Raw genomic sequence first — 16,187 nt, 5'->3', positions numbered from 1 at the left:
ATTCAAGTTTCCTTTATCTCAGTCGAAGACCCTCCAGTTTGTACGGCGATGGGCAAGGCGCTTTCGCTTTTCTATCTGCCCTTGATTAAATCCGTATAAAAATGTTATAGTTACTATAAAATATTCGGGTTTTAGGGGTGTACATGAATGAAAATTAGGCGAAGCGGGAGATTGGTAGACATGACAAGCTACCTGTTGGATCATCCCCGTCATTTAGTTTCACTTTCTTTTTTCGCAGATCGTTATGGAGCCGCCAAATCATCCATTAGTGAGGATTTAGGTATTATAAAACAAACCTTTGAAACTCAGGGCATGGGTACATTACATACGGTACCAGGAGCTGCAGGCGGGGTGAAATTTATCCCTCACGCGTCTGAAGAGGAAGCGCACAAGTTTATTGATAATTTACGCGAGCAGCTTGCCAAGTCGGATCGTTTGCTCCCTGGTGGTTATCTATACTTAAATGATATCCTAGGTGACCCAAGAATCGTTAATAAAATTGGTCGTTTATTTGCTTCTGTTTTCACCGATCGGAAAATTGATGTCGTGATGACAGTAGCAACAAAAGGAATTTCTATAGCCTATGCCGTTGCCTCTTATCTGGATGTTCCGGTTGTTATTGTACGTCGCGATAGTAAGGTGACTGAGGGTTCAACTGTTAGTATTAATTATGTTTCGGGTTCAACAAAAAGAATTCAAAATATGGTGCTTGCTAGAAGAAGCGTAGAGGAAGGCTCCAATGTCCTCATCATTGATGACTTTATGAAAGCGGGCGGTACAATCAATGGAATGATCAGCATGCTCGAGGAATTTAAGGCTACGGTTGCAGGGATTGGAGTACTGGTTGAGGCTGAAGATAATTCTGAAGAGCGCTTAGTTGATGAATATATTTCTTTAGTTCGGTTATCAGAGGTTAATGTTAAAGAAAAACATATTGAAGTGGAAGAAGGCAATTATTTTAAATATGCCAAACCTTTAAAAATTGAGGAGTAACCCACTCACCAAGGAGGAAGAGAAATGAAAGCGATTCATACGAATGAGGCTCCTGCAGCCATCGGTCCATATTCTCAAGGTATTATTGTAAATAATATGTTTTACAGCTCAGGACAAATTCCATTAACTCCAGCGGGTGTTTTAGTTACTGGTGATATTGAAGCGCAAACACATCAAGTTTTTGCAAATTTGAAGGCCGTGCTGGCTGAAGCGGGTGCATCACTTGAGACTGTAATCAAAACTACTGTTTTTATTAAGGATATGAATGACTTTGCTAAACTGAATGACGTATACGCCGAATATTTTGGCGAACACAAGCCTGCAAGATCTTGTGTAGAGGTTGCTAGACTACCAAAGGATGTACTAGTAGAAATTGAAGTTATAGCACTGGTGAAATAATTTTGTACATCGTTGTCTAGCTCCAGCGACCAGCAACTCGTAAACTTCACCCACCTCCCTACGATAAGTCAACATCAACTCACTATGTTCGTTGCCGGATATCCTTTATCTCAGTCGATGGGCTCCAGTTTATACGTCGCTAAACGGTCGCTTCCGCTTTTCTAGTTTGTTCACAGAATGTCCAACTTTTGTCTGAAAAGTTGGATTTTTTTTGTAAATTTTTTGTGAACGAGAAGGAATTATCCAAATTTTGTTGAATTACAGTAAGTATGTTTTTATTTAGAAAAAGGTGGTGATACAGATGGAAGTTACTGACGTAAGATTACGCCGCGTGAACACCGAGGGACGCATGAGAGCCATCGCCTCCATTACGCTTGATCATGAATTTGTAGTTCATGATATTCGAGTGATTGATGGGAATAACGGTTTATTTGTGGCAATGCCAAGTAAACGTACTCCTGACGGGGAATTCCGTGATATTGCTCATCCTATCAATTCTTCTACTCGTGGGAAGATTCAAGATGCAGTTTTAGCTGAATATCATCGTTTAGGAGAGCTAAGTGAAGTGGAATATGAAGAGGCTGGAGCTTCATAGGGCTTCGTAATAGTTTTATAAAATTTAAGATTCGAACGTACAGGCTGTCTCAACTTTGGGACAGCTTTTTTACATTTGTGAAATTTCTGTTAATATTATCCCCATAGGCAACTTTTCCAACACTTTATAGGAATTTTCTTCATATTTGAATGGAATTGTTGAAATAGACGGTTTTTTACGATATATTCGAAGGTGGTAAAAAGGAGTCGAGCGGAGGTTTTTTATGAATCGTTTTGCCGTAATTTTAGCAGCAGGTCAAGGTACAAGGATGAAATCAAAGCTTTATAAAGTATTACATCCTGTGTGCGGGAAGCCAATGGTGGAGCATGTCATTGATCATGTTTCCAAACTTGAAATGAAAAAAATCGTGACTATCATTGGTCACGGCGCAGAAAAAGTAAAGCAATACTTAGGTTCAAAATGCGACTACGCTTTGCAGGAAGAGCAGCTTGGTACAGCACATGCAGTAAGGCAAGCGGAAGCAATCCTTGGCAAGAAGTCAGGAACAACACTCGTTATTTGCGGTGATACACCATTAATTACACCTGATACGATGAAAGCTCTTTTAGAACATCATACAAATACGAATGCAAAAGCGACTATTTTAACTGCTTACTCAGAAGATCCAACAGGGTACGGGCGCATCATCCGAAATGAAAATGGGTCCGTAGAAAAGATTGTTGAGCATAAGGATGCGAGTGCTCTTGAATTAACAGTGAAGGAAATTAATACAGGCACTTATTGTTTTGACAATCAATCACTTTTTCTTGCACTTAAAGAAGTCAAAAATGATAATGTGCAAGGTGAATTTTATTTGCCGGATGTGATTGAGATTTTGAAAAACAAAGGTGAAACCATTTCAGCTTATCAAACGGCTGACATGGATGAGACTCTGGGCGTTAATGATAGAATTGCGCTCGCGCAGGCTGAAAATATTATGAAGCATCGAATTAATAAAGATCATATGAAAAATGGGGTAACCATCATTGATCCAGAGAGTACATATATTTCAGCGGAAACTGTAATTGGAAATGATACAACAATCTATCCAGGAACTGTGATTAAAGGTAAAACGGTGATTGGAAGTGATTGTATCATTGGTCCGAACAGCGAAATAGATAACTGTAAAATTGGCGAACGTACTGTTATTCGCCATTCAGCTGCCTATGACAGTGAAGTTGGAAATGATGTAAATATAGGTCCATTTGCCCATATCAGACCGCAATCTACTTTACACAATGAAGTAAAGATTGGTAACTTTGTAGAGGTCAAGAAATCGGTATTAGGGACAGGTAGTAAAGTATCCCATCTAAGCTATATTGGTGATGCAGAAGTCGGCAAAGATGTAAATATCGGTTGTGGCTCTATCACCGTAAATTATGATGGAGAGAAGAAACATTTAACAAAAATAGAAGATGGGGTTTTTGTTGGCTGTAATTCAAATTTAGTTGCGCCGGTAACGATCGGGAAAAATTCCTTTATTGCAGCCGGGTCAACCATTACAGAAAATGTCCCTAAAAGCAGCTTATCCATTGCACGTGCTAGACAAACGAATAAAGTAGGCTATATGGAAAATAAACAAGACAATAAATAATAAAATACGGAGGGTTTTTTCTAAAATGCCAAACCAATATCTTGACCCAAATTTAAAAGTATTCACCCTAGGTTCAAACAAGGCTTTAGCCCAAGAAATTGTGGACCATATTGGAATTGAAATGGGGAAATGCTCTGTCTCTCGTTTTAGCGACGGTGAAGTGCAAATTAACATCGAAGAAAGTATTCGTGGCTGTGACGTCTATGTAATCCAATCTACAAGTGCACCGGTAAACGAACATCTTATGGAAGTGTTAATTATGGTGGATGCACTTAAGCGTGCATCAGCGAAAACAATTAACGTTGTTATGCCTTATTATGGTTATGCTCGTCAAGACCGTAAGGCACGTGCCCGTGAGCCGATCACTTCTAAACTAGTAGCAAATTTACTTGAAACAGCAGGTGCAACACGCGTCATTTTACTTGACCTTCATGCGCCGCAAATTCAAGGATTCTTTGATATTCAGGTTGACCATTTACAAGGTGTACCGATCTTGACTGAGTATTTCAAGCAGAAAAACCTAGAGGATATTGTTGTAGTATCACCTGACCATGGTGGTGTTACACGGGCAAGAAAGATGGCAGACCGCTTAAAAGCACCAATTGCGATTATCGATAAACGCCGCCCGCGTCCAAACGTTGCTGAAATCATGAATATTGTAGGTAATATTGAAGGCAAAACAGCGATCCTAATCGATGATATTATCGATACGGCTGGTACCATTACCCTTGCTGCAAATGCCCTTGTTGAACATGGTGCAAAGGAAGTTTATGCATGCTGTACACATCCAGTATTATCAGGTCCAGCAATGGAAAGAATTATGAACTCAAAAATCAAAGAGCTTGTTGTGACAAATACAATTGCTCTTCCAGAAGAAAAGAAAATTCCGAAGATAAGAGAGCTTTCAGTTGCTCCATTGATTAGTGAAGCGATTATTCGTGTACACGAAGAACAATCTGTAAGTACTTTATTTGATTAAAAAAATATTTGTGTGTTTCTTTTCCTTCTCTTTTGGAGACATTGATAGATAGGGATAATAAAAAAAGTTCCATGAGGAAGGTGATTATTCTTGTCTACGATTTCTGCAAAGAAAAGAGAAGATTTTAGAAGGTCGGCGATTACCGAGATTCGCCAAAGCGGTAAATTTCCCGCTGTCGTCTATGGGAAGGACAAGCCTACAGCCCATATTGTAGTGGATCTCCTTGAGTTTAGGAAAACGATGAGGAAGTCTGGTAGAAACGGAATCATTAAGCTTCAAGTTGAAGATGGTAGGACTGAATCTGTCATGCTTCATGATGTCCAAATGAATCCATTAAATGGTGAGGTTGTTCATGCCGACTTTTTGGTGGTCAACATGTCAAAAGAGGTTGATATTGAGGTCACGGTTAATTTAGTCGGAGACGCGCAGGGAGTAAAAGACGGTGGAACATTGCAGCAGCCTTTATACAAAGTGAATGTTCGCTGTTTACCGACTAATATTCCTGAAAAAATTGACATTGATATTTCCGCGTATAATATCGGCGATGTTATCACTGTTGGAGATATTAAGGTGGATGGAAAATACGAAGTCTTGGATGACGACAGCACTGTCATTGCTTCTATTTTACAACCTAAGGTTGAGGATGAAGTCGGCAGTGGCGAAGTCCAAGATACAGGTGAAGCTGCCGATCAAGATCCAAACGTGAATACAGAAGCAGAATAATGTTATAATAAGACGTAGCCAATTTTTGGTTACGTCTTTTAGCATATTCAATAAAGGGTAAGAGAGGGAATGGATCATTGAAGTATATAGTTGGTTTAGGCAATCCGGGAAAAAACTATGAAAAAACAAGGCATAATGTCGGTTTTATGGTAATAGATGAACTTTGCAGAAGATGGGGCCTATCATTGAACAAAGAAAAATTTAAAGGAATTTATGGAATGGGTTCAATAAATGGCGAAAAGGTTATATTATTAAAACCATTAACATATATGAACTTATCAGGAGAATCGATTCGACCGCTTCTTGACTACTATGAAATTGATGTAGAAGATCTAATCGTTATTTATGATGATCTTGATTTGCCAACCGGGAAAATTCGCTTGCGAACAAAAGGCAGTGCCGGTGGTCATAATGGAATTAAATCGACAATTCAGCATTTAGGTACGCAAAATTTTAACCGTTTGCGAATTGGCATCAATCGCCCAGTAAACGGGATGAAGGTTCCCGATTACGTTCTCGGTGTATTTTCTGCAGAAGAACAACCAGAAATTGAAGGGGCAATCAAACAAGCGGCAGATGCCTGTGAAAAATGGTTATCCCATACGTTTTTGGAAGTAATGAATGAGTTTAACCAAAAGTAAGAAGAAGGGCACGTATACAAACCACTTAAGGTGATCATACTAATCTTAAAGGTTATCTTTAAGGGGGTTTACTATGCCTATTCGTTATTTCTGCAGGCATTGCAATATACCAATGGGTGAAGTCAATTCAGACGGGATTGAATCCAATAGTTTAGGGTTCGATGTGTTAAGTGAGGAAGAGAGAATGGACATGATCACGTATAGTTCAAATGGTGATATTCTAGTTAAATCCATCTGTGAGGATTGCCAGGAAGCACTTGAAAGAAATCCTGATTACCATTCTTTGCAGACGTTCATCCAATAAATATAAAAGCAGTTGGCTTTGGTCGAAACCAAAGCATTTTTCTGTTTTCTTAAATAGGGGGAATGATCGATTTTGTTAGGGTTACGATCGTACATTATAAAAAATGGGGAAGTAAGAACGGTTGCAAGCGGCTTTAATGAGGGGCTAAGGGAACAATTGGTGGCCGGATTATCCGGTTCCGCAAGGGCCATGTTTATTGCAGCCATGTATATAGAATCAAAGCAGCCACAATTGGTTGTTACCCATAATTTGTATCAAGCACAAAAACTATATGATGACTTAGTTGAGATTATTGGTGAGAATGAAGTTTTTTTATATCCAGTTAATGAGTTAATTGCGGCCGAAATTGCGATTGCCAGTCCTGAACTAAAAGGGCAACGAATTGAAGCATTAAACCACTGGTGTACACAAAAAAGCGGCATTTTGATCGCGCCTATTGCTGGTTTAAGAAGAATTTTACCGCCAAAGGAAATATGGCAAAACAGCCTGATTTCTTTAAAGACCGGCGAGGAGCTTGACTTAGATGTATTCTTGTTGACACTCGTCAAAATGGGATATGAGCGTGCATCGATGGTATCTACACCGGGAGAGTTCAGTATTCGCGGCGGCATTATCGATATTTATCCATTAACTGAAGAAAGACCGCTTAGACTAGAGCTTTTTGATACTGAAATTGATTCTATTCGCTACTTTGATATAGAAGACCAACGGTCATTGCAAACTGTTAGTGAAATATCGATAGGGCCGGCAACAGAGGTTATATTATTTGATGAACATTATGCAAAAGGTGCTGAAGAGCTTGAACTTGGGCTTGCTAATAGTTTGAAGAAAGTAACCGACCGGAGTGCAAAAGAAGCCCTTTCTGAAAAAGTTGCGTATGAAGTCGATCAATTAAAAAGACGGCAGCCTTTTCCAGAGATGTATAAGTACATGGGGTTATATTACGACCGGTCTGCTAGTTTAATAGACTACCTTCCAACGAACGGAATTGTCATTATGGATGAAATCAGCCGGATCCAGGAGATGTCCCAGAGTCTTGATAAGGAAGAGGCTGAATGGCAAATTTCTCTTCTCCAGCAAGGGGATATTATCGTTGATTTATCGATTCATCATCATTTTCAGGATTTATTAGAAAAGGCAAAACGTCCTTTACTCTATTTATCTCTTTTTTTACGACATGTACCACATACACATCCTGAAAATATTATTAATTTTACATGTAAACAAATGCAAAGCTTTCACGGTCAAATCGATCTGTTGAAAGGGGAGCTCGATCGATGGAAAAAGGCAAACTATGCGGTTGTATTTTTAGCAGCTACCGATGAACGGGTTAAAAAACTATCAAATGTGTTGGCTGATTATAATATTGAAGCAGAGATACTCGAGAAGGACTCTGATTTACTCTCTACCCGGTTTCAAATTATTAAAGGTGACTTAAGCAGTGGCTTTGAATTGCCGTTGCAGCATCTAGCGGTAATAACGGAAGAGGAGCTTTTTAAGAAAAAAGCGAAAAAGATAGCACGCCGACAAAAGCTCTCCAATGCTGAACGTATCAAGAGTTATTCAGAATTAAAAGTAGGCGACTATGTCGTCCATGTTAATCATGGTATCGGTAAATATTTAGGGATTGAAACGTTGGAAATTAACGGTGTTCATAAAGATTATCTCCATCTTAAGTATTCTGGCAATGACAAGCTATATGTTCCTGTTGAACAGATTGATCAAGTTCAAAAATATGTAGCCTCAGAAGGCAAAGAACCGAAAATCTATAAGCTTGGCGGCACGGATTGGAAAAAGGTTAAAACGAAGGTTCAAAAATCCGTTCAAAACATCGCAGATGATTTAATAAAGCTTTATGCTGAACGGGAAGCAAGTAAAGGATACGCATTCGCAAAGGATGGAGAAGAGCAGCGGGAGTTGGAATCTTCATTTTCCTACCAAGAAACAGAGGATCAACTTCGTTGTATTGAGGAAATTAAAAAGGATATGGAAAGCGAACGCCCAATGGATCGTCTCCTTTGCGGTGATGTTGGCTATGGAAAAACAGAAGTGGCAATAAGGGCGATCTTTAAGGCGATTATGGACGGAAAGCAAGTGGCTTTTCTTGTGCCAACAACGATATTAGCCCAGCAGCATTATGAAACGATCCGTGAACGCTTTCAAGGCTTCCCAGTTGAAGTTGGTCTGTTAAGTCGCTTTCGAACAAAAAAACAACAAACAGAAACAATTAAAGGCATTAAAGCCGGTACAATCGATGTTGTTATTGGCACTCATCGCATTTTATCAAAGGATATTGTATATCGTGATTTAGGGTTACTCGTTATTGATGAAGAACAGCGATTTGGTGTTACCCATAAGGAAAAAATTAAGAAAATGAAAGCAAATGTGGATGTACTAACATTAACAGCAACACCGATTCCAAGGACGCTTCATATGTCCATGCTAGGGGTTAGAGATTTGTCGGTTATAGAGACACCGCCTGAAAACCGCTTTCCAATTCAAACGTATGTGGCGGAGTACAACCCTGGTCTGGTTAGAGAAGCCATTGAACGTGAATTGGCTCGTGACGGTCAAATTTACTTTTTGTACAATCGAGTTGAGGAAATTGAACGGAAGGCTGAAGAAATTTCGATGCTTGTACCGGATGCGAGGGTAACTTATGCCCACGGTCAAATGAATGAAAATGAGTTGGAGTCCGTTATTTTATCCTTTTTAGAGGGAGAATTTGATGTACTCGTCAGCACAACGATTATTGAAACGGGTGTAGATATTCCAAATGTAAATACATTGATTGTGTACGATGCTGATAAAATGGGACTTTCCCAGCTGTACCAGCTAAGAGGACGTGTTGGTCGTTCGAACCGAGTTGCCTATGCGTATTTTACGTATCAAAAGGATAAAGTCCTCACTGAGGTTGCAGAAAAAAGATTGCAGGCTATTAAAGAATTCACTGAATTAGGTTCAGGCTTTAAAATTGCTATGCGTGATCTGTCTATTCGCGGCGCCGGAAATCTATTGGGTGCCGAGCAGCATGGGTTTATCGATACGGTTGGATTTGACCTCTATTCACAAATGCTGAAGGAAGCGATAGATGAAAGAAGAGGCATGCCAAAAGAAGAAATTTTCCGTGATGTTGAAATTAATCTTGAGATTGATGCTTACATTCCATCTGATTATATTCAGGACGGAAAACAAAAAATTGACATGTATAAACGCTTCCGTGCTTTGGATACATTAGAAGATGTTGCAGATCTTCAAGATGAAATGATTGACCGTTTTGGTGAATTTCCAAAAGAAGTTGAATACTTGTTCCAAATATCACGAATGAAGGTATATGCTAAAAAGCAAAAAATTGATTCTATTGTTCAAAAGAAAAATGAAATTTGGATGCTCATGGAGTCAAGTCCGGAGCAGATTAGTAAAGTCGTTGAACTATCGGCAAAATACGTTAAACATATTAGACTCGGCCAAGAAGGCGATAAGTTAAAAATCATTACCGAACAGAATAGAACTACAATTGAGGACCAAATAAGGGTAGTTGAAGCATTCCTAAAAGAACTAAATTTGACTGGAGAGCAAGTGATTGGGTAGGTTGACTTAGTTGCATTGGTAATTATTCCCTCATGGTAATTCAATAAATTTCACTTTCATGATGAATAGAACTGTAAAGGTGTAAGATACTAAACACAAGAAAATGGTGATTTCTTCAATCAAAGGTGTTACACAACTAGATCACCAATAATTTTCAATCATCAGATGAAAGTGAGGCATCTAGAATGAAAGCAACAGGTATCGTTCGTCGAATTGATGATTTAGGAAGAGTTGTTATCCCGAAAGAAATTAGAAGGACACTACGTATTCGTGAAGGGGATCCACTTGAAATTTTTGTAGATAGAGATGGCGAGGTTATTTTAAAGAAATATTCTCCTATTAGTGAGCTAAGTGATTTTGCAAAAGAATATGCTGAAGCGTTATACGATAGTTTGGGGCACACGATCCTGATAACTGACAGAGATTCGTTCATTGCAGTTGCCGGCGGGTCGAAAAAGGAATATTTAAACCGTAATATTGGTCAAGTTGTGGAAAAGGTAATGGAGGATCGCCAAGTTTCATTAGTAGCCTCGGAAACAGACGTCGAATTTATTGATGGTGTTGAAGAAAAGGTATCCTCCTATGTAATTGGACCGATTATTGCAAACGGGGACCCGATTGGATCCGTTCTGATCATGTCCAAAGAAGGCAAGCCAATAGGAGAAATAGAACAAAAGGCAGCCGAAACAGCTGCAAGTTTCTTGGCACGCCAAATGGAGCAATAAGGATAAGCCAATCGTGTTCAACTATACTTAATCCTAAATCATTACCGTTCGAAAAGGAATTTACACATAATTTTAACTAAAGTTAAAAGGGGACGGCCTAGCTGTCTCCTTTTTTTATGCACTTTTGTAGTGTATAATACTTTTTTGGAAGGCCGCTTTGGAAGGATGTGGGTAATGGAGAATACCCGTGAATTTATTGAAAAACAAATATGGAAAAGTGCTCTAATCTTAACTATTGCCGGCATAATTACTAAAATTTTGAGTGCAGCCTATCGTATCCCATTCCAAAATATAGCCGGTGATATCGGTTTTTACATTTACCAACAGGTGTATCCATTCTACGGGATCGCTCTTATTTTAGCAACATACGGATTTCCAGTCATTATCTCAAAACTCATTGCTGAACAAATGGAAGAAAAGAAAGGTGAACCGTTCAAAGTACTTTTAGTTGCCTTTGTTTTTCTTTCTATATTCTTTATTGGCTTATTTTTAATTTTATATACAGGTGCAGAAAAAATTTCATATTGGATGGGAGATAGGGAGTTATCTGTTCCGTTAAAGGTTGTCTCCTTTTCTTTATTATTTGTCCCAATCCTGTCTGTTTTAAGAGGGTATTTTCAAGGCCAAAATAATATGGCACCGACAGCGATCTCTCAAATTGGGGAACAATCGATCCGTGTTACGACTATTCTTGTATTTACTTATTTTTTATTAACAAATGGATATTCCAGTTATATCGGTGCTGCCGGTGCCGTTTTCGGTTCGATTACAGGCGGTTTTTGCGCTGTGATTATACTTTTTTATTTTTGGATAAAAATGAGGGAGAGTCATAAATTTAAGTTTTCGTTTAGTGTAAAAGGTACAGGTACGAATAGCCTCTCGATTGTAAAAGCCATTACAGTGCAAGGATTCACAATTTGTATCAGTAGTTTGTTTTTAATTCTTCTGCAATTGGTTGATGCGATGACGTTATATTCCGAACTTGTAAGCAGTGGGGATTTTTCTTTAACGGAAGCAAAAGTGGCAAAAGGTATTTTTGACCGTGGACAACCATTGATCCAACTAGGGACAGTGGTTGCTACATCGCTATCCCTTACACTTGTCCCGCTTATTTCGAGTGCCAAGATTAGAAATGACTTAGACTACATTAAGGATCAGGTTCAATTGTCGATACGTGTAAGTGTCATCGTTGGGTTCGGTGCCACACTTGGATTAATCGCTATTATCAAGTCTACTAATTACATGTTATTTACAAATACGAGCGGGTCTTATACGCTCGCTATTTTGGCAATCACCATTTTATTTAGCTCGATTGTTATGACGTCAGCGGCCATTTTACAAGGATTAGGGAAAACCCTAGCCCCTGCGTACTTTGTCCTAATTGGTGTTGTTTGCAAAATCATATTGAACTATATATTTATTCCTTACTTTGGAACGATTGGTGCAGCACTTGCAACAGTGGCTGCCTATCTCTTAACGACTGTTTTTCATGTAAGGGTCCTGACGAAAATGCTTCATGTTCAATTGTTTTCGGGTTATACAAGGAAGGCTCTATTTGCCGGAGTATGTATGATCATCATTTTATTTAGTTATCAGCTCTTGTTACAAGAACTTTTTGATCTACCTGAAGCGGGAAGCCGGTTGTTCGCGACCTTTCAATCATTGTCAGCTGTTATGATTGGAGGATTTATATATATTTTAATTGTTGTAAAAACAAATGTGCTTTCCGAAGAAGAACTTAGTTTACTGCCGTTTGGGTCAAAGCTTCAGCTACTAATTGGGAAGAGGAATAAAAAACGTTATTCGTTAAAGGAGGAGTGATTCATTTTGACAAATAAAATTACAGTCCTCGGGCTTGGTGCTGGTGATTTTGAGCAGCTCCCGATTGGTATATATCGTCAGTTAAAAGAAACAAGTACGCCGCTTGTCTTACGGACAAAGGAACATCCGGTTGTCGATGAGTTAGTGAAAGAAGGGATTGTGTTTCAATCCTTTGATGATATTTATGAAAGTCATGACAAGTTCGAAGAAGTCTATGAACATATTGTTGATATTCTTCTGCAAAAGGTGAAAGAAACGGATATTACGTACGCAGTTCCGGGCCATCCGCTCGTGGCGGAAAGGACAGTTAAAATGCTGCTTGAAGAGGTTCAGTCCGGCAAAGGTGATTTTGAGGTGAAAATTGAAGGTGGACAAAGCTTTTTTGATGCGATGTTTACAGCGCTTGAAATCGACCCGGTCGAAGGCTTTCAATTTCTTGATGGAACCGGTCTACATGAGGAGGAGCTGCAGTTAAAGCAGCATATTATCATCGGCCAAGTATATGATAGCTATATTGCATCAGAGGTTAAGTTAACTTTAATGGAACGATTGCCTGATGATTATGAGGTTGTCATTGTAACAGCGGCCGGAAGCCGGGAGCAGGTGTTAAAGCGTGTGCCGTTGTATGAGTTGGATCGTGAAGCGGAATTAAGCAATTTAACGAGCGTTTATATCCCGCCAGTCCGTGAGGATGAACTGCTGTACGGCGAGTTCCAAGCACTGCGCAAAGTGATTGCTGATTTAAGGGGACCGAATGGCTGTCCGTGGGACCGTGAGCAAACGCATGAATCCTTGAAAAAATACTTAGTTGAGGAAACATATGAAGTGCTAGATGCCATTGATGGTGGCGATGATGATTCCTTGATTGAAGAGCTTGGAGATGTTCTTCTGCAAGTGATGCTGCATGCACAGATTGGTGAGGATGACGGTTACTTCACAATTCAAGATGTGATTCGGGCGATTACAGAAAAGATGATTCGCAGACATCCTCATGTGTTCGGGGAAGTTTCTGTTGATTCAGCCGATGAAGTAGTGAAAAATTGGGATGAAATTAAGCGGGGAGAGAAGCCGGAAGTTGTTCATGAATCTCTGCTCGATGGTATTCCAAAAGAGCTTCCAAGCCTGTACAGAGCCTATGAGCTACAGAAAAAGGCAGCAAAGGTTGGCTTTGATTGGAAAGAAGTCGAGCCAATGTGGGCTAAGGTAAAAGAAGAAATGGCGGAGTTTGAAAATGAAGCTGCGGCTCTATCCAAGAATAAGCTTGAAAAAGAATTTGGCGATATTATTTTTGCGCTTGTAAATGTAGCAAGGTTTTATAAAATTGACCCCGAAGAGGGGCTTCGTGCAACGAATCTAAAATTTTATAATCGTTTCCGTTTTATTGAAGAGACTGTTAAAAATAAAGGCTATGATATTGCGAAGATGTCCCTGGATGAACTTGATGCAATATGGGAAGATGCTAAAAAATGGGAGGAGTGATTACCATGGAAATGCGCTTAGACAAATTTTTGAAAGTTTCAAGATTAATAAAAAGAAGAACACTGGCAAAAGAAGTAGCTGATCAAGGAAGAATTTCAATCAACGGTGTGCAGGCCAAAGCCAGCTCCACTGTGAAGGTTGGTGATGAGTTAACGATTAGATTTGGCCAAAAACTTGTTACCGTTAAAATTGATGCTATAAAAGATACAACGAAAAAAGAAGATGCTACTTCAATGTACACAGTCGTGAAGGAAGAAAAAATACAAAACAAATACGAGGAAACAGAAGAGGAAGGCCACTCTATTTTTTAGGGTGGCTTTTCTCTTTCCCCTCCGCTTTTCTAATTAGCTTGGTCTAAACCGATTATCCCAATCATATAGTGTGATAGAGGACTTATGCCGCAATACTTCTTTTAACGTAGGAGGACGAGGATATGGATCATTATTATGATATGGGAAATGGAAATCAAAATAAAGGAACAACGGCACAACATGACGTCATCATGAGAGGCAGAAGGACATTGGAAATATCCGGTGTAAAGCAGGTTGAGAGCTTTGATAATGAGGAATTTTTACTAGAAACGGTTATGGGCTTTTTAGTGATTCGAGGTGAAAACCTACAAATGAAAAATCTCGATGTTGACAAAGGGGTTGTATCGATTAAAGGGAGAATCTCGGCACTTTCCTATATTGATGATCAACATGGGGAGAAAGCTAAAGGATTCTTTAGCAAGCTATTCAAATGAGCCTAACGATCCAGTTAAATACAATGATTGCCATGGTCATTATGGGAGCATGGCTTGGGGCTGCACTAGATACATATGGTCGCTTTTTAAAGCGACCTAAGCGTGCCACATGGGTTTTGTTTATTAACGATATTTTATTTTGGATGGTACAGGCCTTACTCTTTTTTTATGTTTTATTACTTGTAAATGAGGGACAGCTTCGCTTTTATATTATTTTAGCTATATTATGTGGCTATGCAGCTTATCAAAGCTTATTTAAGAATATTTATTTAAAAGTATTGGAGCTTTTGATAAAATCCTCCATTTGGACCTATCGCTTTGTGTATAGATTAATTATTATATTGGTAGTGCAGCCAATTAAATGGCTGATTCAATTATTAATTGTTCTTATTTTATTTATGGGGAACGTGCTATGGAAAATCCTAAAGTTAACATTTTTAATCGTATATACACCAATAAAGTGGATTTTTCAAGTATTATGGCGATTTGTACCGCAAAAAGTCAAAATATTTTTTATCAGTATGGCAGGGATTTTAGTAAGAAAGAAGAATACTATAGTAAAATGGTGGAAAAAGTTCCGGGAATAAGGAGGTCAAGTTGCGATGGAACCGCTTCGAAGTCGTAAAATTACAACACTTCATTCTAATTACATACATGAGCAAACAGAACAACAACTAGAGAAAAAGAAAAAGCGACGAGGTCTTTATCGCAGACTGACATTGATTGCACTCATTGCTCTGGGGATCAGCTATTGCATAGGTTCGATGCTTCATACGCAAGCTGAAGCTGCCCAGGAAAAAATAAAAGAAAAGATTGAACTCGAAAAAAAGTATGCTAGCCTAAAGGAACAGGAAAAAGATCACCGTGCAGAGATTGTTAAATTAAATGACGATGAGTATGTAGCAAAGCTTGCCCGAAATGAGTATTTTCTATCTGAAGAAGGGGAGATTATCTTCAAGCTGCAGAATGAGTAAAAAGTCATCTTATTGACAGTGTTTTTTTTTATTTAGTATAATAAAATAAACTGATTTTTTATAATTTTAAGGAGGAGCATTTTTTTTATGTCAATCGAAGTAGGCAGCAAGTTACAGGGAAAGGTAACAGGTATCACCAATTTTGGAGCGTTTGTGGAGCTGCCAGAAGGCTCAACAGGTCTTGTTCATATAAGTGAAGTTGCTGATAATTATGTTAAAGATATAAATGAATTCTTAAAAGTTGGCGACGAAGTAACGGTCAAGGTCTTAAACGTTGAGAAAGATGGTAAAATTGGATTATCAATTAAAAAAGCTAAAGAGCAGGTGGAAACGGCCGGAACTGATCGTCCTGAACGACCACAACGTCAACAGCGCCCACGTAATTTCAAACAAGATAAGCGCGGTGGTGCACCTGTCGAGAACTTTGAGTCTAAAATGTCTCGCTTCTTAAAGGATAGTGAAGATCGTTTGGCATCATTAAAGCGCCATACCGAGTCAAAACGCGGCGGTCGTGGTGCAAGAAGAGGGTAAGTCAACTAATACTTGCTGCTAATTTTTATAGCAGGATTAATTATCAATAAAAGGTAAGCACCCAAGTCTGGGTGCTTTTTGTGCGACGGGCAG

Annotated in this window: 17 protein-coding genes; all 17 read left to right on the top strand. The window is 39.0% G+C overall.

All coding sequences use genetic code 11. From position 1 onward, the window contains the following. Positions 1 to 147: 147 nt before the first annotated feature. Positions 148 to 993, top strand: coding sequence for a pur operon repressor (gene purR / locus BAZO_RS20460; RefSeq protein ID WP_035198242.1), 846 nt, complete (start codon positions 148 to 150; stop codon positions 991 to 993). Positions 994 to 1,017: 24 nt separating this feature from the next. Continuing rightward, positions 1,018 to 1,392: a RidA family protein gene (locus BAZO_RS20455; RefSeq protein ID WP_003333413.1), complete on the top strand. Its 375-nt coding sequence runs from the start codon at positions 1,018 to 1,020 to the stop codon at positions 1,390 to 1,392. A gap of 301 nt (positions 1,393 to 1,693) precedes the next feature. Further along, positions 1,694 to 1,987, top strand: a complete 294-nt coding sequence (gene spoVG, locus BAZO_RS20450) for a septation regulator SpoVG (protein ID WP_003333412.1) — start codon at positions 1,694 to 1,696, stop codon at positions 1,985 to 1,987. A 223-nt stretch (positions 1,988 to 2,210) separates the two neighbouring features. After that, a complete protein-coding gene (gene glmU / locus BAZO_RS20445; protein ID WP_003333411.1) occupies positions 2,211 to 3,581 on the top strand; it encodes a bifunctional UDP-N-acetylglucosamine diphosphorylase/glucosamine-1-phosphate N-acetyltransferase GlmU in 1,371 nt (456 codons plus the stop codon). A 25-nt stretch (positions 3,582 to 3,606) separates the two neighbouring features. Then, the gene (locus tag BAZO_RS20440; protein WP_003333410.1) at positions 3,607 to 4,560 is read left to right on the top strand and encodes a ribose-phosphate diphosphokinase; all 954 of its coding nucleotides are present in this window, start codon (positions 3,607 to 3,609) and stop codon (positions 4,558 to 4,560) included. A 90-nt stretch (positions 4,561 to 4,650) separates the two neighbouring features. Then, positions 4,651 to 5,283: a 50S ribosomal protein L25/general stress protein Ctc gene (locus BAZO_RS20435; RefSeq protein ID WP_003333409.1), complete on the top strand. Its 633-nt coding sequence runs from the start codon at positions 4,651 to 4,653 to the stop codon at positions 5,281 to 5,283. Between the two features lie 77 nt (positions 5,284 to 5,360). Beyond that, positions 5,361 to 5,924 carry an aminoacyl-tRNA hydrolase gene (pth, locus tag BAZO_RS20430; protein ID WP_003333408.1) on the top strand — a complete coding sequence of 188 codons (564 nt, stop codon included), beginning with the start codon at positions 5,361 to 5,363 and terminating at the stop codon, positions 5,922 to 5,924. Between the two features lie 73 nt (positions 5,925 to 5,997). Further along, on the top strand, positions 5,998 to 6,228 hold the full coding sequence (locus tag BAZO_RS20425) for an anti-sigma-F factor Fin (protein ID WP_003333407.1): 231 nt from the start codon (positions 5,998 to 6,000) through the stop codon (positions 6,226 to 6,228). Positions 6,229 to 6,300: 72 nt separating this feature from the next. Then, positions 6,301 to 9,819 (top strand): transcription-repair coupling factor, encoded by a 3,519-nt coding sequence (gene mfd / locus BAZO_RS20420; RefSeq protein ID WP_003333406.1) that lies wholly within the window; start codon positions 6,301 to 6,303, stop codon positions 9,817 to 9,819. 185 nt (positions 9,820 to 10,004) lie between these two features. Beyond that, positions 10,005 to 10,544: a stage V sporulation protein T gene (gene spoVT / locus BAZO_RS20415; RefSeq protein ID WP_003333405.1), complete on the top strand. Its 540-nt coding sequence runs from the start codon at positions 10,005 to 10,007 to the stop codon at positions 10,542 to 10,544. Between the two features lie 174 nt (positions 10,545 to 10,718). After that, positions 10,719 to 12,365: a putative polysaccharide biosynthesis protein gene (locus tag BAZO_RS20410; protein ID WP_003333403.1), complete on the top strand. Its 1,647-nt coding sequence runs from the start codon at positions 10,719 to 10,721 to the stop codon at positions 12,363 to 12,365. 6 nt (positions 12,366 to 12,371) lie between these two features. After that, entirely contained in the window at positions 12,372 to 13,844 is a 1,473-nt protein-coding gene (yabN, locus tag BAZO_RS20405) for a bifunctional methyltransferase/pyrophosphohydrolase YabN (RefSeq protein ID WP_003333402.1), read from the top strand. An 11-nt stretch (positions 13,845 to 13,855) separates the two neighbouring features. After that, positions 13,856 to 14,155 carry an RNA-binding S4 domain-containing protein gene (locus tag BAZO_RS20400; protein WP_039957850.1) on the top strand — a complete coding sequence of 100 codons (300 nt, stop codon included), beginning with the start codon at positions 13,856 to 13,858 and terminating at the stop codon, positions 14,153 to 14,155. Positions 14,156 to 14,277: 122 nt separating this feature from the next. Then, complete coding sequence (gene yabP, locus BAZO_RS20395; RefSeq protein WP_003333400.1) at positions 14,278 to 14,589, top strand: sporulation protein YabP; 312 nt, start codon at positions 14,278 to 14,280, stop codon at positions 14,587 to 14,589. Beyond that, entirely contained in the window at positions 14,586 to 15,176 is a 591-nt protein-coding gene (yabQ, locus tag BAZO_RS20390; RefSeq protein WP_003333399.1) for a spore cortex biosynthesis protein YabQ, read from the top strand. The genes yabP and yabQ overlap by 4 nt, the downstream gene beginning before the upstream one ends. 15 nt (positions 15,177 to 15,191) lie before the next feature. After that, positions 15,192 to 15,563, top strand: a complete 372-nt coding sequence (locus tag BAZO_RS20385; protein ID WP_003333398.1) for an FtsB family cell division protein — start codon at positions 15,192 to 15,194, stop codon at positions 15,561 to 15,563. A gap of 87 nt (positions 15,564 to 15,650) precedes the next feature. Beyond that, entirely contained in the window at positions 15,651 to 16,094 is a 444-nt protein-coding gene (locus BAZO_RS20380) for a S1 domain-containing RNA-binding protein (RefSeq protein ID WP_003333397.1), read from the top strand. Positions 16,095 to 16,187 lie beyond the last annotated feature (93 nt).

The organism is Schinkia azotoformans LMG 9581, assembly GCF_000307855.1.
GTDB lineage: Bacteria > Bacillota > Bacilli > Bacillales > Bacillaceae_J > Schinkia > Schinkia azotoformans.
This window is presented reverse-complemented; position numbering and strand designations above follow the sequence as displayed.

Bases quoted from the DNA above. Each gene is read 5' to 3' on its own strand.
- purR (WP_035198242.1), top strand. From the start codon at position 148: ATGAAAATTAGGCGAAGCGGGAGATTGGTAGACATGACAAGCTACCTG.
- BAZO_RS20455 (WP_003333413.1), top strand. From the start codon at position 1,018: ATGAAAGCGATTCATACGAATGAGGCTCCTGCAGCCATCGGTCCATAT.
- spoVG (WP_003333412.1), top strand. From the start codon at position 1,694: ATGGAAGTTACTGACGTAAGATTACGCCGCGTGAACACCGAGGGACGC.
- glmU (WP_003333411.1), top strand. From the start codon at position 2,211: ATGAATCGTTTTGCCGTAATTTTAGCAGCAGGTCAAGGTACAAGGATG.
- BAZO_RS20440 (WP_003333410.1), top strand. From the start codon at position 3,607: ATGCCAAACCAATATCTTGACCCAAATTTAAAAGTATTCACCCTAGGT.
- BAZO_RS20425 (WP_003333407.1), top strand. From the start codon at position 5,998: ATGCCTATTCGTTATTTCTGCAGGCATTGCAATATACCAATGGGTGAA.
- spoVT (WP_003333405.1), top strand. From the start codon at position 10,005: ATGAAAGCAACAGGTATCGTTCGTCGAATTGATGATTTAGGAAGAGTT.
- BAZO_RS20410 (WP_003333403.1), top strand. From the start codon at position 10,719: ATGGAGAATACCCGTGAATTTATTGAAAAACAAATATGGAAAAGTGCT.
- BAZO_RS20400 (WP_039957850.1), top strand. From the start codon at position 13,856: ATGCGCTTAGACAAATTTTTGAAAGTTTCAAGATTAATAAAAAGAAGA.
- yabP (WP_003333400.1), top strand. From the start codon at position 14,278: ATGGATCATTATTATGATATGGGAAATGGAAATCAAAATAAAGGAACA.
- yabQ (WP_003333399.1), top strand. From the start codon at position 14,586: ATGAGCCTAACGATCCAGTTAAATACAATGATTGCCATGGTCATTATG.
- BAZO_RS20385 (WP_003333398.1), top strand. From the start codon at position 15,192: ATGGAACCGCTTCGAAGTCGTAAAATTACAACACTTCATTCTAATTAC.
- BAZO_RS20380 (WP_003333397.1), top strand. From the start codon at position 15,651: ATGTCAATCGAAGTAGGCAGCAAGTTACAGGGAAAGGTAACAGGTATC.